We start from the raw sequence: 20,456 nt of genomic DNA, 5'->3' as shown, positions 1-20,456 counted from the left end.
TCACCTCAGAACGTCTGCCCTGCGATCATCACCAGGTGTTCGACAACAGGGCCGAGGGCCAGCGCCGGGAAGAAGGTCAGGCCGCCGACGATCAGGATCGTGCCGACAAGCAGGCCGACGAACAGCGGGCCATCTGTCGGGAAGGTGCCAGCGGAGGCCGGTACCGTCTTCTTGCTGATCAGCGAGCCAGCGATCGCAAGCGCCGGAACGATGACCAGGAAGCGGCCCATCAGCATGCCGATGCCGAGCGTGATGTTGTACCAGGGCGTATTGGCCGTCAGGCCGCCAAAGGCGGAACCATTGTTGGCCGCAGCCGAGGTATAGGCATAGAGGATTTCCGAGAAGCCGTGCGGACCAGCCGTGCCGACCGAGGCGACGGCAGACGGCAGGACGCTGGCGATTGCCGTGAAGACCAGCATGGCGAGTGGCAGGCAGAGGATGGCGAGAACAGCCATCTTCATTTCCTTCGCCTCGATCTTCTTGCCGAGATATTCCGGCGTGCGGCCGACCATGAGGCCTGCCACGAAGACGGCGACGATGATGAAGAGGACGATGCCGTAGAAGCCCGCGCCGACGCCGCCGACGATGACTTCGCCGAGCTGCATGTTGATCAGCGGGATCAGGCCGCCGAGTGCGGTGAACGAGCCGTGCATGGCATTGACCGCGCCGCAGGAGGCCGCCGTGGTGATGACGGCGAACAGCGAGGACATGGCGACGCCGAAGCGGACTTCCTTGCCTTCCATGTTGCCGCCTGCAAGACCGAGCTGATGCATCAGCGGGTTGCCTGCAGCTTCCGCCCAATAGGTGATGCCGACGCCGACGAGGAACAGGATGCCCATCGAGGCGAGGATCGCCCAGCCCTGACGCTGGTTTTCAACCATGCGGCCGAAGACGTTGGTGAAGGCGGCGCCGATCGCGAAGATCGACAGCATCTGGATCATGTTCGAGATGTTGTCGGGGTTTTCGAAGGGATGGGCCGAGTTGGCGTTGAAGAAGCCTCCGCCATTGGTGCCGAGCATCTTGATGGCAAGCTGCGAAGCAACAGGGCCGAGCGCGATCGTCTGCTTGGCGCCTTCGAGCGTCGTCGCGTCGACATAGGGGCCAAGCGTCTGCGGCACGCCGAGCCAGACATAGACAAGCGTTAGCACGATGCATGCAGGCAGGAGCACATAGAGCGTGGCGCGGATCATATCGACCCAGAAATTGCCGATCGCCTTGCCCGAGGCACGCGAGAAGGCGCGGATCAGGCCGATGGCGATCGCCATGCCAGTTGCGGCAGAAACAAAGTTCTGCACGGTCAGGCCGGCCATCTGCGACAGATAGGACATGGTGCTTTCGCCGCCATAGCTCTGCCAGTTGGTGTTGGCGACGAAGCTGGTGGCGGTGTTGAAGGAGAGCTCCGGCCCGACCGCGGCCATTCCGGCCGGGTTATAGGGCAGGATATCCTGGAAGCGCAGTAGCAGATAAAGGACCAGCGTGCCGAGCAGGTTGAACATCAGCAGCGAAAACGCATAGGAGGTCCAATGCTGCTCCTCGCGGTCGCTGGTGCCGGCAAGCGCATAAAGTCCCCGTTCCACCGGAACGAGGACGGGGGAGAGCAGCGTGCGCTCTCCGCTGAAGACGCGCGTCATGTAACCGCCGAGCGGTTTGACGAGCGCAATGAGGATCCCGCAGAAGACGAGGATCTGTAGCCATCCGTTGAGGGTCATGGGAGGAAACTTTCGGGTATCCGGCCGGCGCTATCAGAAGCGCTCGGGGCGGATGAGGGCGTAGGTGAGGTAAACGGTGAGGAAAACGGTCACGGCGCCGCTCAGGATATAATCGAGGGTCATCGTCGCTTCTCCTTCAAAGCCTGTCGCAGGCGCGGGTATAGGCAAAGCACAGTCCGAAAAAGACGATCGCGGTGCCTAGTAGAATGATATCCATCATGATCTTGACTCCTGGTGTTCTTGTTGGAGTCAGACAAGACAAGGGCGCCGCTCCCTCGGGATCGGCACCTTTATGCTTTCTGGCGTGGAGATAATCGGTTTGATCTCTCGGGCATTTATATGCGGCCGAAGCGCATTAAGGTTCGAGACGCGCCATGTGGCGCCAATATAAAAATCTTATAAATGCCTTTATGTGCCAAACTGAGCATTTCGTCGCGTCATGAGCAAAAGCTGAAATGCCGCGATTGAATTTCGCCTGCGGGCGGTTCTATAGTCTGGACCAACGGCGCAGCTGAATCGTAAGCGCCACAGGGAAGGAAACCGCCATGACCAAAGTCCGTGCTCTCGTTCTGGAGCGTCAGCATGAGCTCGCGCTTCGCGACATCGATCTGCCGATGGACACGGGCCCCGGCCAAGTGAAGATCAAGATCCATACGGTCGGAGTCTGCGGTTCGGATGTGCATTATTACACCCACGGCAAGATCGGCCCCTTCGTCGTCAACGAGCCGATGGTGCTCGGCCACGAGGCAGCGGGAACGGTGATCGAGGTCGGCGAGGGCGTCACGCATCTGAAGATCGGCGACCGCGTCTGCATGGAGCCCGGCATTCCCGATCCGAATTCCAAGGCGAGCCGCCTCGGCATGTACAATGTCGATCCGGCCGTGACCTTCTGGGCTACACCGCCCATTCATGGCGTTCTGACAGCCGAGGTCGTTCATCCCGCCAATTACACGTTCAAGCTGCCTGACAATGTCAGCTTTGCCGAGGGCGCGATGGTCGAGCCCTTTGCCGTTGGCATGCAGGCGGCGTCGAAGGCGAAGATTGCGCCTGGCGATACCGCCGTGGTGCTCGGCGCCGGTCCGATCGGCACGATGGTCGCGATCGCTGCCCTTGCCGGCGGCTGCTCGCGTGCCATCGTCGCCGATCTGGCGCAGCCGAAGCTCGATATCGCCGCCCAGTATCAGGGCGTCATTCCGGTCAATATCCGTGAGAAGCGCCTTGCCGACGAGGTATCGCGGCTGACGGATGGATGGGGCGCCGACGTGATCTTCGAATGCTCCGGTTCGCCGAAGGCATGGGAGACGATCATGCAGCTGCCGCGTCCGGGCGGCGTCATCGTCGCTGTCGGTCTGCCGGTCAATCCGGTTGGTTTCGACGTCTCGACTGCCTCGACCAAGGAAATCCGTATCGAGACCGTGTTCCGCTACGCGCATCAATACGAGCGGTCGATCGCGCTCCTCGGTTCCGGGCGTGTCGATCTCAAGCCACTGATTTCCGAGACCTTTGCCTTCGAGGATTCGATCAAGGCTTTCGATCGCGCCGTTGAAGCGCGCCCGGATGATGTGAAGCTACAGATTGTCCTGTGATCGTACAAATCTCGTATAGGCTGCTTTAGATTAGAAAGATCTAATGCACGTGAGAACAACCAAAGAACGAATCCTGTACGTTTCCGTCAACTATCCCTATTATTAGGGATGGTTCACAAGGCGTATGGCTACGAGTATGAATTCCTCACGTTAGGTTGTTGGATGCCATTGGTAATGCCCGCGCAAGATTCATTAGCAATTATTGATATATGTATCTGAGCGGGGAATTCATGATGCGCAATTCTCATCTTACCGACCATCTCGACATCGCCATCAAACTTGCCAGGGCCGAGGGTTCAGAGCTCCTGGCCTATCTTCTGCAGATGGCCAAGGAAGAAATCCGCGTCAAACGCAGCATGCCGTCGCATGCGCGAATGGGTACCATCAGGGCAGGCGGACGCGCTCCACGGAATAGGGCGCAAGTCTGATCAGACCCTGTCCACCGCCTGCGGGATAGAAGCTTCCGACAGCGGCTTCCTGAACACGCGGCGTGATGTTGACGAGGCACAGCGACTGCACGCTAGCGTCCTGCGCCAGCAATGCCAGAACATCTGACGGCACTGCCGACCGGCATTCGCGCCAGCTGTAGCCGGCCATGCCGGCCAAGGCTTTGACCGTGTTGAAGAGTGGTCGCGGCGAACCGGGTGGTGACGGCTCGCCGTCTCCGGCAATCAGACCGAAAGGTCCCGTCAGCGCCGAAAGCGTCAGACATTCCAGGCCAGCATCGGCCACCTGAATCCCGTAGGCAAAAGCGAAGGCTTCGGCGAAACGGCCATTCTGGCGCGGATCGCTGTTGGCCATCGGAATGCGGGCATGGCCTGGGTTGTCCATCGTCCGGCTGCCATAGGGGTTCTGGCGCATGGGAATGGTGGAAGGGCCGATCCGGTACGGCTTGCTGCCATAGATCGCCCGCACCGAGCGGGTGATGAAAGGCAATGCCTCCAACGTCTGCATGACGCTCAGGTCGTCCGCCGCATGCACGATCGGGTTGGTGCAATGGGTGACGAAATCCAGGTGCCAGGCCGGCACGCGTTTGCGGTTGAGCTCGGTGAAATAGCTGAGCATGCCGCCGCCGAGGCTCACCTCGCCGAATGCGGCACGTGCCGCCGCATAGACTTCTTCCAGCGGCGGGCATTCCGGCCACTTGCTGCCCGGCGGCGTCGATTGGCGATCGACGGAGGGGGAGACGACGATCGCGTCGGGTGAGAAATGTGCCGCCTTCATCAGCGCCGCGATGTCGCGTGCTTCTTCCGCCGGTGACCTGACGCAGGGCAAGGCGATTTCGATCGCCGCCGAGCCCCGATGGCCTCTCGCGATTGCCGCGAAGTCGTCGAGCACCGCGCGTCCATGCCCGGCAAGCGGATCGAAATGAAAGAGCAGATGCTGCGGCGCGATCTCGTCCAGCATCTCTTTCGCCGCCAATGTGGCGCGGGCTTCTTCAGGTGTCACGACGATGCCGATCGGCGGCATGGTGCCTGACCGGTCACCCTTCCTGATCTCGACCACCCGCTGCGCCGTTTTCGCCGATGCGAAACCCTTGCGGCGGTCGTCGATCGTCAGCACGATGCGCTGGCGCACCGGTTCGCCCGCACCGATCCGGTAAGGCCAGGGAAGCGCCAGCGGGCGCACGTAGGTTTTATAGGACGCGTCGGACCAGTTGCGCTGGTCCTCCATTTCGAACGTGTCGCCCTCCATCAGGCATTTTGCCAGGATGCCTTCGGCAACGGCATGCGTGATGGATCGCATATCCTTGAAGGGCTGCCAGGGATCGATCAGTTCAGGAAAGACCGTGTCTGCCACGTGGCCATCGACGTCTTCGACCCTGACCGGAGCTCCGGCCACGCCGACGATCGGATGCAGGATGCAGAAGCCGCAACGGTTGGTTTCGAAGCCGGTCGCCGAAAGCGCATCGGCCTCGAATGTCAGTTCGGTTTCCGTAGCGGCAATTCGTACGGCGATGGCGAGCGTGCTTCCATCAGGGCCGGCGCAATGGGCGGTATAGCGAACGGCAAAGCGGCCATCGCCCTGTTCTATGGTCAGATCGTCGATGCGCGGGCTGTAGGTACCCCAGTCGCGATCGCGCACGAGATAGGAAACGGCCCGCAGCACCTCGATACCATTGTAGCGGATCGTTCGCAGATTGCCGTTTGCGAGATCGGCGGAAAGCCGCCCGGCGGAAAGCGTCACCGGCTGCTCTTCGGCCTCGTGCGTACCATAGAGGGCGAAGGTTTCCGATGTCATCCGAGCATCGTCTCGATATCGACAGTCTTGCCGGAGGCCGCACTTTCATAGGCGGCCTCGACCAGCGCGAAGGTCTTCAGGTTGTCGGCGCCGGAAGTCGCAGGCTCGCCGCCGTTTTTGAGACGCTCGACCCAGTGTTCCTGGATCGCATAGACGCTTTCCTGAATATTGTGCCAGGGGCGCGAGGCCCAGGAAAGCAGCTGCGGCGAGGCGTCGGAGACGACGGTACCGGCCGCGTTGGTGACCTCGAGGCGATAGCCTGCCGACAGCCGGATCGTGCCATCGGTGCCATCGAGTTCGATCAGCGTTTCCGGGAAATTCTCGGTACCGAGCCTCGTTGCATAGCTGACATCGACGACAGAGGTCGCGCCGCTTTCGTGATCGAGCAGGATCGTCGCGACGTCCTCGCCCTTGATCTTGGGGTTCACCCGCTTGGTGCGCGCGGTCAGCGTCTTGACGTCGCCCAAGATGAAGCGAGCGATATCCAGCGTATGAATGCCGAGATCTTCGATGATGAAGCGCTCGCCCTCCGCAAGATAAGGCTGGCCGGAGAAGACGTCATAGCCGGAACGGAAGGAGAAGCGGCCCCAGAAGGGCGTGCCGATCGCCTTGCTGTCGAGCAGCCGGCGCACCGCCTGGATCGGCGTCTGCCAGCGGAAATTCTCATGCACCATCAGTGGAATGCCCGCTTCGCGGCAAGCCGCTACCATGGCTTTCGCGTCTGCCAGCGACTTTGCGAAGGGCTTCTGGCAGATGACCGGGATTTTGTGGCTGGCGGCCATTTCCACCAGCGGGCGGTGGCTCGGAACCGTGGTGGCGATATCGACGAAATCGAAGCCGCCGGCGGCGAAGAGTTCGGCCGCATCCGCATAGCGCCGTTCGATGCCGAACTGGTCGCCGACAGCCTTCAGGCGGGCCGGATCGCGGTCGCAGATCGCCACGATCCCGGCGCCCTCGACTTCGCGCCAGGCATGCATCTGGTTGACCGCGAAGAAACCGCAACCGATCAGGGCACCCTTCAATTCCGTCATTTCAACCTGCCTTTGCCATCTGCATGAGGGTAACGCGCTGCTGCAGGCGGCGCTGTGCCTGATCGACGACGACGGCGATGATGATGACGAGGCCCTTGATGACCATTTGCCAGAAGGACGACACGCCCATCATCACCAGTCCGTCCGATAGAATGCCGATGACGAAGGCGCCGATGATCGTGCCGCCGATCGTGCCGCGGCCGCCCGACATCGAGGTGCCGCCGAGAACGGCCGCCGCGATGGCGTTCAGTTCGAAGCTTTCGCCGGTCGCCGGATGCGCTGCCATCAGTTCGGAGGAGATGACCACCCCGACGATCGCGGCGCACAGACCGGAGAACATGTAGACGAAGATCTTCACGAGATCGACCCGGATGCCAGACATGCGCGCCGCCCGCTCATTGCCGCCGACGGCGAAGATGTGGCGGCCGATCGGCGTGGAGCGCGCCACATAGGCGGCAACGAGCGCCAGCACGATCAGGATCCAGATCGACACCGGCAGGCCGAGGATGCGGCCGGCACCGAAGAAGTCGAAGCCGGTCGTCGCGTATTCCGGGCGACCGACGAGGTTCGGGAAGGTCTGGCCGTCCGAGGAGAGCAGCGCCAGGCCGCGGGCGATATAGAGCGTGCCGAGCGTCGCGATGAACGGCGCGACATTGAGCTTGGTGATCAGCAGCCCGTTGATCAGGCCGATGGCAAGGCCGACGGCGAGCGTGATCAGCACGATCTCGAAGAGGTTGAAGAAGATCGTATAGCCGATCGGGAGCTCGATCCCGTAGAGGATCAGGCCGCCGGCGACCATGCCGCAGAGGCCGACGATCGAGCCGACCGAAAGGTCGATGCCGCCGGTAATGATGACGAAGGTCATGCCCATGGCGAGGAAGGCGTTCAGCGCCACATGCTTCGACATCAGGATCATGTTCGCCGTCGAGGTGAAATTCGGCGCGAAGATCGCAAAGAAGATGATGACGGCAAACAGCGCGATGAAGGTTCTGAGCTTCATCAGCGTCAGAAGTGCGGAGCCGTTGGCGCCCTTCGGCGCTGTGGTAGTCGTGGTAGCCGCCGTCATGACGCGAGTTTCCCTGTCTGCTGTCCGTGTCCCTTGGCCGAAGCCGCGATGATGGCATCTTCCGTCGCTTCGCTGCGATCGAAGACGGCGATCAGCCGTCCGTTGCTCAGGACCGCGATGCGATCGGAAAGCGCCATGACCTCTTCGAGGTCAGAAGTCGAAAACAAGATGGCAAGCCCGTTGGCCGCCAGCCGCCGCATGGTGCGGAAGACGTCGGCCTTGGCGCCGACATCGATGCCGCGGCTCGGCTCGTCCATCAGGAGGACCTTCGGATTGGTCATCAGCGCCTTGCCGATGACCACCTTCTGCTGGTTACCGCCCGACATCGAGGTGACCTCAAAATCCGGGTTGGGCGCCTTGATCGAGAGGTTCTTGATGGCTTCGCGGATCGCATTCTTCTCCGCCGATGCGCTGATATGGAAGAAGCGGGCGAAGCGGCCGAGGCTGGCGAGCGTCAGATTGCTGGCGATCGACAGAACCTGCACCAGGCCCTCGCGCTGACGATCCTCAGGGATCAGCGCCAGGCCGCGGCGGATGCGACGGGTCGTGTCGCGGGCGCGGACTTCCTGGCCGTCGATGAAGATCTTGCCGGTGGAATGCATGTGGCGGCCGATGACGCATTCGAAGAATTCGCTGCGCCCGGCGCCCATCAGGCCGTAGATGCCGAGAATTTCGCCCGACTTGACCGAGAGCGAGACGTGATCGACGGCAAGCCCGCCGGTCGGGCGCGGCAGACTGATGTCTTCGGCGCGGAACATTTCGCCGCCCAACGCATGATTGTCTGCCTTGGCGAAGTCCTTGGCATCCGAACCGATCATCGAGCGGACGATCCAGCGGGTGTCGATATCCTTCACCATCGCCTGGCCGGTGATCTGGCCGTCGCGCAGCACGGTGATGTAGTCGCCGATCCGCATCAACTCTTCCAGCCGGTGCGAGATATAGACGATCGCAACACCCTGCGCCTTCAGTTCGGCGATGACCTTGAAAAGGATCTCCACTTCGGCAGCCGAGAGCGCCGAGGTCGGCTCATCCATGATCAGGATACGGGCATCGAGCGACATGGCCTTGGCGATCTCCACCAGCTGCTGCTGGCCGATCGGCAGGTCTTCGACCATGGTTTCGGCGTCGATCCCGGCGTCGAGGCGCTTCAGGAAGCCGTTGGCCTTTTCCACCTGCGCCTTGTGATCGATCCCCAGCACGCCGCGGGTGATTTCGCGGGTGGCAAAGATGTTCTCGGCAACCGTCATGTTGGCGAAGAGATTGAGTTCCTGGAAGATCATGCCGATGCCGTGTGCCTGCGCATCGGCCGGGCTGTCGAACGAGACCTGCTTGCCATCCAGAATGATCTTGCCGAGTGTCGGGCGCTCAACACCGGCGATGATCTTCATCAGCGTCGACTTGCCGGCGCCATTCTCGCCGACGAGAACGTTGACGGCGCCGCGGCGCAGCTCGAGATTGGCGCGCTTGACGGCGACGATGCCCGAATAGACCTTCGAGACATCGTCGAGGCGCAGGATGATATCGTCCTTGGCAGCGTCAACGGTCATGGCGCCACCGTCAGCTCAGAAGGGGTGACCAGCGGCAGGTCGCTCCCCGATGGCAGCGGGAAGGCACCGACGACCGTGACCGTCTTGCCGGTTATGCCGTCTCGCGGCAGGGCCGACAGGAAGGCGGTATTGGCCTTCTCGTTGAAGGCCTTGCCGAACTGGGCCCATTCGATCTGGTTCTTGAATTCGTTGAAATTGACGAAATCGAGCGTGTCGCGCAGCGCGGTGCCGCGCAGCGCCGGGCCGATCTGCACCTTGGCATCCGCCTTGCCGTCGCCATCGGCATCGACGTCGAGCGTCGCGGCGCGCGATTGCGTGTCCGCAGCCACGACCTTGCCGGTGAATTTCACCGCATAGGTCCAGGGCGCGCTCGCCTGCTTCTTCGGATTGCCGTATTTCTCGCCGGCCTGATCGGGGCCTGCGGCAACAGCGGCCACGACGTCCTTCAGCTCACCCGCGCGCTTCTGATAATAGGGAACAGCCTGCGACTGCCAGATGGCCTCGACCTTGGCATTCGGATCGAACGCGGTCTTTGCGGCCGCGGCTGCCTTTTCCTCGGCAGTCGGCGTCTTGATGATCTTGCAGCCTGGCAATGCCGCCGCCACGAGAGCGGCGATCAGGGCGCCCCTGATCCTCAACATGCTGTGAACCTCGAATTTCGTGAAATAGGCCGCAGAGGGCGCGGCTTCCCGGACCCTCTGCGGTGTGTTTTATGCCGGTTACTTCGAAATCGCGAAGGTTTCGAGCTTGGAAGCGTTGTCGGCGTTGATCAGAACGCAATCCATCAGCTGCTTTTCTTCCTTCGGCAGCGTCTTGTTCTTGATGTAGGCATCAGCCTGCTCGACGGCCATCTGGGCCTGCGCATATGCCGGCTGAAGAACAGTGGCCTTGATACCGCCAGCCTTGATCGAGTCGCGAACGTCGTTCGAACCGTCGAAGCCAACGACGATCACGTCCTTGCGGCCGGCAGCCTGGAGAGCGGCGATCGCGCCCATGGCCATCGTGTCGTTGCCGGAGATGACGCCCTTGATGTCAGGGTTTGCCTGCAGGATCGTTTCCATCTTGGCGTAGGCTTCGGTCTGGCTCCAGTTGGCCGACTGCTTGGCAACGCTCTTCAGATCCGGATAGTCGTCGATGACGTCATGATAGCCCTGCGAGCGGATGCCGGCATTGGTGTCGGATTCCTTGCCGACGAGCTCGACATAGTTGCCCTTCTCGCCCATCAGCTTGACGAATTCCTGCGCGCCGAGCTGGGCACCCTGGTAGTTGTTGGACACGATCTGGGCGACGGCAACACCGGTGGCGTTGATTTCGCGGTCGATGAGGAAGGAGGGGATGCCTGCATCCTTGGCCTTCTTGACTGCGGCGACGGAGGCGTCGGCACCGGCGTTGTCGAGAATGATGGCCTTGGCGCCGCGGCCGATGGCCGTGTCGATCATTTCCGACTGCTTGTTGGCATCGTCGTCATGGGTCATGACGAGCGCTTCGTAGCCGAGTTCCTTGGCCTTGGCTTCGGCGCCGACGGCTTCAGCCTTGAAGAACGGGTTGTCGTGAGCCGGCGTGATGATGGCGATCAGATCAGCCGAAAATGCCGGCATGGCAACGCCGAGCGAAAGGGCACCGGCGAAGGCCGCAAGGGTCAGTCTGCGTGTAAAAGTCATGGTTTCTCCTCCCGAGTTTGACGCATGGGCCGGGCCACCCCGGCCCAACCAGAATTCATGCGATATTCATTGCCGGACCGTCTCTTGGACTCCCCACCGGGCCGGCGAAGCGGCAGGGCGTAAACCCCGCCGCGGCATTGTCAGGTGATGCGCCGGATGCTTTCGGCGATCTCCTGAGGTTCGAAGACTTTCTTCCAGTCGTCGCGCATCAGCGCGGGGATGCCGAACTCGATCGCCTTGTTGCAGGCATCCGAGAACACGCCGTCGACTTCCTTGAAGATGACGGCGCCGAGCACGTTCATGTGGCCGAGCAGGAAGTCGCGGGCAGCTTCCGCCGGAACGCCGCGGGCAACGCATTCGTCCATAGCCTGACGCATGACGACGAGCAGCGAGGCGCAAACGGTTTCGGAGAGACCCGGCTCGAGCATCGCCATCTGATCGACGGTGACGCGGTGCGAGCGCATGACCGGCGCCCAGATAACCTTGGCGATTTCTTCGCCGAGATCGTAGGCGGCTTCCGGACCCTGCATCAGAGCAGAGACGATATGCTGCTTGGCAAAAAGACCGCCGAAGTGATCCTTCTTCGCCTGCATGTCGGTCTCGTCGTTGAAGATCGGTGGATGGCAGGGATGCGTCACGAAATAGGTGAGATCGGCGCGCTCCGGCAGATGTCCGGCAAAGGGTGCCGCAGCGTCGAGCGCGACGACCATCGTGCCCGGCTTCAGCTTTTCGGCGATGCCGGCGGCAACCTTGCCGATCGCCGTGTCGGGAACAGCGAGAATGACGACGTCAGCACCGGCAAGACCTTCATCCGGACCGACGCAATCGATGCCGAGATCGTTCTTGAGGCGCGCTTTGCCGCCGTCGCTGACCTCGACGTGACGAACATCGAAACGCGAGCCTTTGAGATTTTTGGCGAGCCGGTAGCCCATTTTGCCGCCGGCGCCGAAGAGGGCAATTGAAGTCATGTTTCCTCGCCTTTCGATTTTTCTATCAACTAACTTAACTGGTATGATGAGTCAATCACCATAACAGTTGATCCCAAGAATTTGATGATCCTACACGCGGCGCCCATCGCGGATCTGCGCGAAATAACCGTCGGATCCGACCTGTCCGCCTTTCAGCGCGATTTGCAGGCCGTTCGTTGCGGCATAGGAGCCGTGGGCGGTGCAGAGCGGCGAACCCGGCGTCTGCGGCAGAGGCAGCAGCGTCGTCAGTGCCTCGACGCGCAATTCGCTCAAGGCATGGCTCGACGTATCGCCACCGGCGATGACCGCCCGCGTCAGTTGTTCGGCTTCGATCAGGCGGCGCAGGATGGTGCCGAGGCAGGCACCCAGGCGATTGCGGGCTTCGGGAATTCGGTCGATCTCGCTGCCGCGGTCGGCCGAGGGGCCGAGCGCGGTATGCAGGATGACGCTGCGGCCGGATTTCAGTATTTCAGTACCCGACGCGACAGCCGCCTCGATCGCCGCATCGCCGCTCTCGCCGACAAGCGCCAGCGGATCGAGCGGAATGCCGTCGAAACCATTCTCCGTCGCATTGCGGATCTGCCGCTCGGTCGTCGGCGATACGCTGCCCGAGACGACCGCGAGGCGATCCACAGCGCCCGGAGCCGGGAATTCGATCTTGCCGGAGGTCAGCCCCTCGCGCTCCCAGGCATGCAGCAGCGCGTATTGAATGCCGGATGAACCTGCGACGAAGAGACCATCGCCACCGCGAAGGCGCCAGACCTGTTCGCCTGCAACAGTCTGCGATGCGGGTCCATCGACATCGATCAACAGGATGCCAGGCTTGTCGGCCAGCAGCGCGTCGATAGCGGATGCGGCATCAGCCGCCGTCATTGCCAAATCAGCAAGCCGGATCGGCAGGTCAGTCTGCGCGGCAAGATGGATCGTCAGGTCCGCCTCGGCCATCGGTGTCACCGGATGGCGGCTCATCACCGGATGGCGGTCGATGCGGTAGACCTTGCCCTGATAGGCGGCGAAGAGATGGCCGAAAGCCGTGTAGCGCTTCAGCTGCGGTGCGCCGACAATGACGGGCACGCAATCCTGCGCAAAAATCTCGCGGCCGATCTCGATCGCCTTGCCGATATTGCCGATGCGGGGGCTGGAGTCGAAGGTCGAGCAAACCTTGTAATGGCAGATCGCCGCATCGAGCCCCTTCAGCCATGCGAAGGCGGGCGTAAGATTGTCCGTCATCCACTCCGGCGTCTGGCTACGGCTCGTTCCGGCAATGCCGATCGCCTGGCAGTCTGAAAATTTGGCGAGCGTCTCAGCGCTTGGAATGCCGAGAAACAGCGCTGTCTTCACACCGTTGGAGGCGAGCGCCTCCATGACATCGGTGGAGCCGGTAAAATCGTCGCCGTAATAGCTGAGAAGCAGCTCGGACATGGCAGTCACGCGCCCTTGCCGTCAGCGAATTTGGCGATCGAGGCGGCCAACTCCGGATGGTCCTTGGCATAGGTCTCAAGCGGGATGTCAGCGGCCGCCGCCTGCCAGGCCTGCTGCACGGCGCGCACACCGGCTGCCGGGCCGCCCGGATGGCTGACGATACCACCGCCGCAGAGATAGAGGAGGTCGGTGGTGCGCCCGGTGCGCTGGTAAGTCTCCGGTGCCTGGCCGCCCCACTGGCCGGATCCGGCGACGGGAAGCGGGCAATCCGTTTCATCGAAGAGCGGCGTGCTCACCGCCTTGAAGGATTCGACGAAGCTTTCGTCCGGCTCCCAGTATTTGACGCGGATACCGTTGATCTGGAACTGATCGACGCCGAGCAGGCGCCAGAATTGCTGATAGACCTTGAAATCCAAGCCGGTGGCCGGGTTGCGGGTCAGGATATCCCAGCCGTTGCGGTGGGCGTGGAGCACCAGTCCGGAGCGCTTGCGTAAAAAGCTCATGCCGCCGAAGCCGACCGAATTGATATTGACGACGGCGCAATTGCCGCCCGCCTTGAGGACAAGATCGTGGTTGCGCATCATCTCGTCCGGATCTGCGTGCGAGATGCCGAAGGCATACATCACCTTCTTGCCGGTCTTCTGCTCGTGATCGAGGATCAGCGGCATGATCGCGGCGACGCGATCCTTGAGCGGCGAATAGGCCGGGCTCATCAGCTTCTCGTCGTCCTTGATGAAATCGACGCCTGATGCGATCAGTTCGCCGACGAGTTCCGCCGTTTCATGCGGACGCAGGCCCAGCGCCGGTTTGACGATGGTGCCGATGATCGGGCGACCCTCGACGCCCGTCAGCTTGCGGCTGCCTGTAACGCCGAACTGCGGCCCCGGATGGGCGCCCTTGAATTCCGCCGGCAGCTTCAGATCGACGATGCGGATGCCTGTCATCCCCTTGATCGAATAGACGCCGCCGATGGCAATCGTCATCAACGCCGAAAGATCCGTGCCGATGGCATCGAGCGGGAAGGCGATATCGACATCGGCGCGCTTGAGCGGTCCGTGATCTTCGGCAACTTCCGGCCAGCCGGGCGTCTTCGCATCCTCGAGAGGGCGGATCGCCAGCACGCGGGCGGCCACGCGCGCCTTCAGCTCTTCCGTCTCGCCTGGAACAGGCACAAAGGTCCCTGTCGACTGATCCGAAGCGATCTTGTCGGCCATAGCTTCGACGCTGCCCGCCGTTTCGATGCGGTAGGTAAGGGTGATCATGCTCACGTCTTTAATGCTCCTCAGGCCAAGCCCAGCATCTTGGCAATCATTGCCTAACTGGTATAATGAGTATTCCAATTTCGCAAATGGAAAATTTTTCGAGCGCTGCCGAATGATCGTATCGCGGCCTTTGTCGCCGCCGCGCAAAATGCTATGGGGAGGCAATTCTGAGCCAGCGAGACATCATGACCCAACCAATCGAGCAGATCGTTCGCCGGAAGCTCTCCGACGAGGTTTTCGACAGGCTCGAACGCATGATCACCTCGGGCGAACTGAAGCCCGGTGACGAGATGCCCTCCGAGCGCGTGCTGATGGAACGCTTCGGCGTCGGCCGCCCGGCGATCCGAGAGGCGATGCAGTCGCTGGCAGGCATGGGCCTCGTCAACATTTCCCATGGCGAACGCGCCAAGGTGCTGAAACTGACGGCGCAGTCGATCTTCCGGCAGGTGGACCTGACGGCGAAGATCATGCTGTCGCAATCCAACGACAGTCTCGAAAACCTGAAGAGCGCCCGTATCTTCTTCGAGCGCGGCATGGCGCGGGAAGCGGCGCAGCGCGCGACGTCAGCCGATATCGAGGCGCTGAAAACGATCATCAACCGCCAGCGCGAGTCGCTTGGAAACGCTGAGGATTTCATCTCCGCCGACATGCAGTTTCACACCCGCATCGCGCAGATCTCCGGCAACCCGATCTTTGCCGCCGTCAGCGAGGCAATGCTGGCGTGGCTGCGCGAATATCATACGGAAATGCTGATCTGGACCGGCAAGGAAAAATTCACGCTGGTCGAGCACGAAGAGATCGTCGAGCGTCTTGCGGCGCGCGATGCCGATGGTGCAGAATCGGCGGTGCTGAAGCATCTTGAGCGCTCACGGGCGCTCTATACGAAATAGGTGTGCCTGCCGCCTGGGAAGAGGGGCGGCTGCATGCATCGAAGGAGGATCGATGACGGTCAAGAAAATCATCAACAACGGCGCCGACGCCGTCGACGAAATGCTGGCGGGCATGCTGGCTGCCCATCCCAATCATCTCAAGCTGATCGAGGGCACCACCCGCTCGGTTGTCGCAGTCGATGGTCCGCGTCAAGGCAAGGTCGGCTTGGTGATCGGTGGCGGCTCCGGTCATGAACCGAGCTTCGTCGGCTTTGTCGGGCGCGGTCTCGCCGATAGCGCGGCGATCGGCAATGTCTTCGCCTCGCCGCCGCCGGACCCGATTCTCGAATGCGCCAAGGCCGTCGATGGCGGCGCCGGCGTGCTCTTCATGTATGGCAACTATGCCGGCGACGTCATGAATTTCGACATGGCTGCCGAGATGGCGGCGATGGACGATATCGAAGTGCGCACCGTGCTGACGACCGACGACGTGGCGTCCGCACCGCGCGAGCGTCGCTCCGACCGCCGCGGCGTGGCCGGCAATGTCTTCGTCTTCAAGATCGCCGGTGCCGCCAGCGACCGGATGATGGATATCGATGCCTGCGAGGCTGCCGCCCGAAAGGCCAACGACCGGACCTTCACCATGGGGGTGGCGCTCGGCCCTTGTTCCCTGCCGCAGACGCGCAAGCCGAATTTCGAGCTCGGCCCCGACGAGATGGAAATCGGCATGGGCATCCATGGCGAACCCGGCGTAGCGCGCGGCCCGCTGAAAAGCGCCAATGCGATCACCGACGATCTGCTCGACAAGATCTTGCCCGAGATGAAAGCCGCCCGCGGTGACCGCGTTGCCGTTCTGGTCAACGGCCTCGGCGCCACGCCGCTAATGGAGCTCTACATCATGATGGCCCGCGTCAAGCAGCGGCTTGATGGTGAGGGCCTTGTCATCCACTCGACGCTCGTCGGCAATTATTGCAGCTCGCTCGACATGATGGGCGCCTCGGTGACCCTCATGCATCTCGACGATGAGCTGCAATCGCTGCTCGACCACCCCTGCGATTGCGCCATGTTCAGGAGCGGCCACTGATGGCTGAGATCACTGCACAGGACCTGCGCGCCCTGTTCTCGGCGATCGCCGCGACCATTACGGAAAACCGCGACCGCCTCAGTGAACTCGACGGCGTCATCGGCGATGCCGACCATGGCATCACCATGGAGCTCGGCCTCTCTACAGTTAAGACCAGCCTCGCCGCCAATGAGGCGGAGAGTGATCTCGGCGCGATCTTCAATCTCGCTGCCAAATCGTTCCTGAACGCCGTCGGCGCCTCATCGGGACCGCTTTATGCTACGGCCTTCATGCGCGCCGGTGCGGCGCTGAAGGGCAAGACGTCCGCTGGCGACGAGGACATGGTGAAGGCGTTTGCCGCCATGGCCAAGGGCATCGAGGATCGCGGCAAGGCTGTGCCGGGCGAAAAGACGATGGTCGATGCCTGGCGTCCTGCTGCGGATGCGGCGGAGGCGGAGTTTGCCAAGGGCTCTTCGCTTGCTGTCTGCCTGAAGGCGGCTGCGGATGCGGCAAATGCCGGTGCGGAGGCGACGAAATCGATGCTGGCAACCAAGGGGCGGGCGTCGCGGTTGGGTGAGCGCGTGCTTGGGCATGCCGATCCGGGGGCGGTGTCGGCGGCGCTGATTATCGGGACGATGGCTGCGAGTTTCGGGTGAGGGGATCTTCGCTGGCGAGACTTTGTGAAATGGCAGTGTCGCTGTCCTGCGACGTTGCCTCCTCACTGCCCTCATTCCTCTGCTTGTCACAGGAATCATTCACGGCGCGTCCGCGCCGTGAATGATTCTTGAGTAAGCGTAAAAATCTCCGCCGCGCGGACGCGCGGCTGCTGGATCCCTGTGACAAGCACAGGGATGAGGGAAGCGTGTAGGGCGCAGATAGGGGAGGCTGCCGTAACTCATAGTAGGGCTCGACAACGTACAGCCCCCCAAAATTACCGAACGTTGTACTTAGCGTCCAGCTCGTCCATCGCCTTCACATTCCCCGCAGAGCGGCCGTTCTCGTCGAACGTCTGCGCCAGAAACGCGTCGGCGATCGACTTTGCCAGTTCGGTGCCGATGACGCGGGCGCCCATGGTGATGATCTGGGCGTTATTGGAGAGCGCTGCGCGTTCGGCCGAATAGGTGTCGTGGGTCAGCGCGGCGCGGATGCCGGGGACCTTGTTGGCCGAGATGCAGACGCCGATGCCGGTGCCGCAGACGAGGATCGCCTTGTCGTAGGTGCCGTCGATGACGCCGGATGCGACGCGGTCGGAGAGGTTGGCGTAGAACGGATCGGCGCCTTCGTTGGTGCGCGAGACTTCGTGCACCTCGAAGCGATCCTTCAGATGATCGGCCAGAACCTTGGCGAGACCTTCGCCGGCGCTGTCTCCTGCAATGGCAAGCTTCATTGTCGTTCTCCTTAGAGTTTGGCGGCGCATTTGGCGAGGATGTCGAGATAGCCCTCGACGTTCCAGGCCGAACGGCCGATGAAGAGCCCGTCGATATGCGGGCTCGAGATCAGTTCTTCGCAGTTTCCCGGATTGACCGATCCGCCATAGAGGCAAGGGATCTTGCGGCCGAGCACCTCTTCGGCAACCGCAATAATTTCGGCCTGGCGGGCGTCGGCATAGTCGGCGCTCGCCGGAATGCCGTGTTCGCCAATTGCCCAGACGGGCTCATAGGCGAGCAGGATCTCGGCCGATCTCTGACTGGCAGACAGCTTCGAGAGGGCGCCGCGCACCTGCGTTGCCAGAATCTCCGCAGCCTTGCTGCTTTCGCGGTCGGCAAGGGTCTCGCCGATGCAGATGAGCGGGATCAGGCCGTGGCGGACGGCCGCTTCGGTCTTCAGACCCACGGTCTCGTCGGTCTCGCCGAAATGCTCGCGACGCTCGGAATGGCCAAGTTCGACGATATCGAGATTGCAGTCCTTCAGCATCACCGGCGAGACCTCGCCGGTCCAGGCGCCCTGATCGGCCCAATGCATGTTCTGCGCGCCGACCTTGACGGATGTCTTGGCCAGCATCGCCTTGACTTCGCGCACGGCGGTGAAGGGCGGGATGACGAAGCGCTGGATGCGCGGATCGCGCGCCGCATCGGCAGCTTCGAGGCCGCGGGCGAAAGCTTGCGCTTCAGCAAGTGTCTTGTTCATCTTCCAGCTGGTGCCGATCCAGAAGCGCGGCTTTTCGGTCATGTCGGATCCTGTTCTGATGTGATGGTGAGCAAGATGCCCGCCTGTTCGAATTCGTCGAGGGCGGCCTTTTCGGGCGCCTTGTCGGTGATCACGGCGTCGAAGCCGGCAAGATCGGCCATCACGTGCAGGGCCGTGTGTCCGATGCGCTCGTGGTTGACCAGGAGACAGCTCCTCGATGCCGAAGCGATCATCGCCCGCTTGGCGCGAACGGCGTTGTCATCCATGTGATAGGCGAGCCTGCCGCTGACGGCGGGAGTCGAGATGAAGGCGATATCGGCCCTGAGCTTCGACAGCGCTTCCTCGGTGACGACGCCGAGATAGGCGTTGAACTTGGCGGAGTAGATGCCGCCGAGCGCGATCAGCGTGATGCCGTTTTCGCTCTTCAGCCGCTCCATGATCGCGGCGTTGTTGGTGATCACGGTCAGTGGCCGCTTCTGCAGCAGCATTTCGCCAAGCACCGCCGCCATCGACCCGTCATTGACCATCACGGTCATCCCGGGCTCGACCAGCTCCAATGCCTTCTGCGCCATGGCGATCTTGGCTTCGCCGCCCTGGCGCTCGCGGATGCGGAAATCGCTTTCGAACTGGGTTCCGGCGTCGATCGTCGCGCCGCCGCGGACCTTGCGCAGCACGCCGGCCTGCTCGAGGTCGTCGAGATCGCGGTGAACAGTCATCTTCGACACGGTGAAGCGATCGGCAAGGTCGTCGAGATCGACGGTCTTGTTTTCGACGAGCAGATTGACGATCAGCTGCTGCCGCTCTTCCCGCTTCATTCCGGTCTCCACCCAAGTCTATGGTGTTAAGGTAACGGATATTTCGTGATAAGCAACATACATGATGTGATTTTGCGATCAAATAATGTTGCTTTGGTGGCTATTGCAACAGCGTCTGTGCGGTCTTCTCATCGGTGATGAGGCCGAAAAGGCGGCGGCTGTTGAGGATGGCGCGGATCGCCGCGACCTTCGACTGGCCGCCGGCGAGCGCGACGAGACGTTCGGTCTTCGACTTCGGGAAGGAGGCCGAAAGCGTGCGGGCGGTCAGCGCCGTGTCCAGCACCTGGCCATCGGCATCGAAGAAATGGCCGAGAATTTCGCCGACGCCACCGGCCGCGGCGATATCCTGGATTTCGCTGGGCTCGACCATGCCCGAGAGCACCAGCTGCGCTTCGGCATCGACGGTTCCAAGGCCGACGAGCTTGAGATCCGCATTGTTGGCGAGGTCGAAGACTTCCTTCACGGCGCGTTGCGCCTTCAGCACCTTACGGTCCTCGCCGGTATTGGCGAAGAAGGGGACGGGCATCACATAGGCATGCGTCCCGGTCTTTTCGGCGATCCGGTGCATCACGTCGTAAGGATTGGCGCCGTAGTTCCGCGTCAAACCGCCAAGCAGCGAGACGAAACGCAGGTCCTTGGCGTTGATGCGCGGCATGTACTGGACGGCCGCCGACAGTGTGCGCCCATGACCGAGGCCGATCACCTTGTTGTCGCCCCGCTCGATCTCGCGCTTCAGATATCCGGCGCCGGCATGGCCGAGCGCGCGCAGCGGCAGGCCTTCCTCGCCGAGATCGGGTGCCACTTCGCAATATTGCAGCCCGAAACGCTCCGAAAGGCGGGATTCGAGCTCGACGCATTCGACGATATCGCCGTCGATCGTGACTTTCACCACGCCATCGGCGACGGCGCGCGCGATCAGCCGGTGCGCCTTGACCGAGGGCACACCGAGGCGCCGGGCGACCTCCGACTGGGTCAATCCACCGGCGTAATGCAGCCATGCGGCACGTACGGCAAGCGTATCATCGGCATCCGTCACAGCCGCTTCCTTTCGAATGTCCTGCGTGGCGATTCCGCCGCGTCGTGGTGCTG

19 protein-coding genes are annotated in these 20,456 nt (G+C 62.1%); 4 read left to right on the top strand and 15 right to left on the bottom strand.

All coding sequences use genetic code 11. From position 1 onward, the window contains the following. Positions 1-5: 5 nt before the first annotated feature. Both kdpA and AC1DV9_RS01005 read right to left on the bottom strand, forming a co-directional pair. Complete coding sequence (gene kdpA, locus AC1DV9_RS01010) at positions 6-1,709, bottom strand: potassium-transporting ATPase subunit KdpA (protein ID WP_477945649.1); 1,704 nt, start codon at positions 1,707-1,709, stop codon at positions 6-8. A 33-nt stretch (positions 1,710-1,742) separates the two neighbouring features. Beyond that, positions 1,743-1,832: a K(+)-transporting ATPase subunit F gene (locus AC1DV9_RS01005; RefSeq protein WP_016556800.1), complete on the bottom strand. Its 90-nt coding sequence runs from the start codon at positions 1,830-1,832 to the stop codon at positions 1,743-1,745. A 422-nt stretch (positions 1,833-2,254) separates the two neighbouring features. On the opposite strand from AC1DV9_RS01005, the gene AC1DV9_RS01000 reads away from it, so the two are divergent. Then, positions 2,255-3,295, top strand: a complete 1,041-nt coding sequence (locus AC1DV9_RS01000) for an NAD(P)-dependent alcohol dehydrogenase (RefSeq protein WP_477945647.1) — start codon at positions 2,255-2,257, stop codon at positions 3,293-3,295. Between the two features lie 384 nt (positions 3,296-3,679). Here AC1DV9_RS01000 and apnL read toward each other — a convergent pair whose 3' ends face one another. The 9 genes from apnL to oiaX form a co-directional block, all read right to left on the bottom strand. Beyond that, entirely contained in the window at positions 3,680-5,536 is a 1,857-nt protein-coding gene (gene apnL, locus AC1DV9_RS00995; protein WP_477945645.1) for a D-apionate lactonase, read from the bottom strand. Next, complete coding sequence (locus tag AC1DV9_RS00990; RefSeq protein WP_477945644.1) at positions 5,533-6,567, bottom strand: Gfo/Idh/MocA family protein; 1,035 nt, start codon at positions 6,565-6,567, stop codon at positions 5,533-5,535. Before AC1DV9_RS00990 ends, apnL begins: the two co-directional genes overlap by 4 nt. A 1-nt stretch (position 6,568) precedes the next feature. After that, positions 6,569-7,633: an ABC transporter permease gene (locus AC1DV9_RS00985; RefSeq protein ID WP_477945643.1), complete on the bottom strand. Its 1,065-nt coding sequence runs from the start codon at positions 7,631-7,633 to the stop codon at positions 6,569-6,571. After that, complete coding sequence (locus AC1DV9_RS00980) at positions 7,630-9,180, bottom strand: sugar ABC transporter ATP-binding protein (RefSeq protein ID WP_477945641.1); 1,551 nt, start codon at positions 9,178-9,180, stop codon at positions 7,630-7,632. Before AC1DV9_RS00980 ends, AC1DV9_RS00985 begins: the two co-directional genes overlap by 4 nt. After that, positions 9,177-9,821 carry a DUF2291 domain-containing protein gene (locus AC1DV9_RS00975; RefSeq protein WP_112596846.1) on the bottom strand — a complete coding sequence of 215 codons (645 nt, stop codon included), beginning with the start codon at positions 9,819-9,821 and terminating at the stop codon, positions 9,177-9,179. The genes AC1DV9_RS00980 and AC1DV9_RS00975 overlap by 4 nt, the downstream gene beginning before the upstream one ends. Positions 9,822-9,899: 78 nt before the next feature. Further along, positions 9,900-10,841 carry a D-ribose ABC transporter substrate-binding protein gene (locus tag AC1DV9_RS00970; RefSeq protein WP_112388479.1) on the bottom strand — a complete coding sequence of 314 codons (942 nt, stop codon included), beginning with the start codon at positions 10,839-10,841 and terminating at the stop codon, positions 9,900-9,902. 140 nt (positions 10,842-10,981) lie between these two features. After that, complete coding sequence (locus AC1DV9_RS00965; protein ID WP_477945640.1) at positions 10,982-11,809, bottom strand: phosphogluconate dehydrogenase C-terminal domain-containing protein; 828 nt, start codon at positions 11,807-11,809, stop codon at positions 10,982-10,984. Between the two features lie 90 nt (positions 11,810-11,899). Continuing rightward, entirely contained in the window at positions 11,900-13,231 is a 1,332-nt protein-coding gene (locus AC1DV9_RS00960) for a four-carbon acid sugar kinase family protein (protein ID WP_477945639.1), read from the bottom strand. A gap of 5 nt (positions 13,232-13,236) precedes the next feature. After that, on the bottom strand, positions 13,237-14,493 hold the full coding sequence (gene oiaX / locus AC1DV9_RS00955) for a 3-oxo-isoapionate-4-phosphate decarboxylase OiaX (protein ID WP_477946346.1): 1,257 nt from the start codon (positions 14,491-14,493) through the stop codon (positions 13,237-13,239). Positions 14,494-14,678: 185 nt separating this feature from the next. On the opposite strand from oiaX, the gene AC1DV9_RS00950 reads away from it, so the two are divergent. The 3 genes from AC1DV9_RS00950 to dhaL are packed head-to-tail and all read left to right on the top strand — an operon-like array spanning position 14,679 to position 17,081. After that, positions 14,679-15,383 carry a transcriptional regulator NanR gene (locus tag AC1DV9_RS00950; protein WP_477945637.1) on the top strand — a complete coding sequence of 235 codons (705 nt, stop codon included), beginning with the start codon at positions 14,679-14,681 and terminating at the stop codon, positions 15,381-15,383. A 52-nt stretch (positions 15,384-15,435) separates the two neighbouring features. Next, positions 15,436-16,446: a dihydroxyacetone kinase subunit DhaK gene (locus AC1DV9_RS00945; RefSeq protein WP_477945635.1), complete on the top strand. Its 1,011-nt coding sequence runs from the start codon at positions 15,436-15,438 to the stop codon at positions 16,444-16,446. After that, complete coding sequence (dhaL, locus tag AC1DV9_RS00940; RefSeq protein ID WP_477945634.1) at positions 16,446-17,081, top strand: dihydroxyacetone kinase subunit DhaL; 636 nt, start codon at positions 16,446-16,448, stop codon at positions 17,079-17,081. The genes AC1DV9_RS00945 and dhaL overlap by 1 nt, the downstream gene beginning before the upstream one ends. Before the next feature lie 275 nt (positions 17,082-17,356). On the opposite strand, the gene derI is transcribed toward dhaL, so the two are convergent. The 4 genes from derI to AC1DV9_RS00920 form a co-directional block, all read right to left on the bottom strand. Further along, positions 17,357-17,812, bottom strand: coding sequence for a D-erythrulose-4-phosphate isomerase (gene derI, locus AC1DV9_RS00935; protein WP_112388472.1), 456 nt, complete (start codon positions 17,810-17,812; stop codon positions 17,357-17,359). A gap of 11 nt (positions 17,813-17,823) precedes the next feature. Then, positions 17,824-18,594 carry a triose-phosphate isomerase gene (locus AC1DV9_RS00930; RefSeq protein WP_477945633.1) on the bottom strand — a complete coding sequence of 257 codons (771 nt, stop codon included), beginning with the start codon at positions 18,592-18,594 and terminating at the stop codon, positions 17,824-17,826. Next, complete coding sequence (locus AC1DV9_RS00925) at positions 18,591-19,367, bottom strand: DeoR/GlpR family DNA-binding transcription regulator (RefSeq protein ID WP_477945632.1); 777 nt, start codon at positions 19,365-19,367, stop codon at positions 18,591-18,593. The genes AC1DV9_RS00930 and AC1DV9_RS00925 overlap by 4 nt, the downstream gene beginning before the upstream one ends. Positions 19,368-19,467: 100 nt before the next feature. After that, positions 19,468-20,403 (bottom strand): sugar-binding transcriptional regulator, encoded by a 936-nt coding sequence (locus tag AC1DV9_RS00920; protein WP_112388469.1) that lies wholly within the window; start codon positions 20,401-20,403, stop codon positions 19,468-19,470. Between the last annotated feature and the right edge of the window lie 53 nt (positions 20,404-20,456).

This window comes from Rhizobium sp. 01L410 (assembly GCF_056400165.1).
Note: the sequence above shows the minus strand (reverse complement) of the source record. Positions and strands in the feature narration are given on the sequence as shown.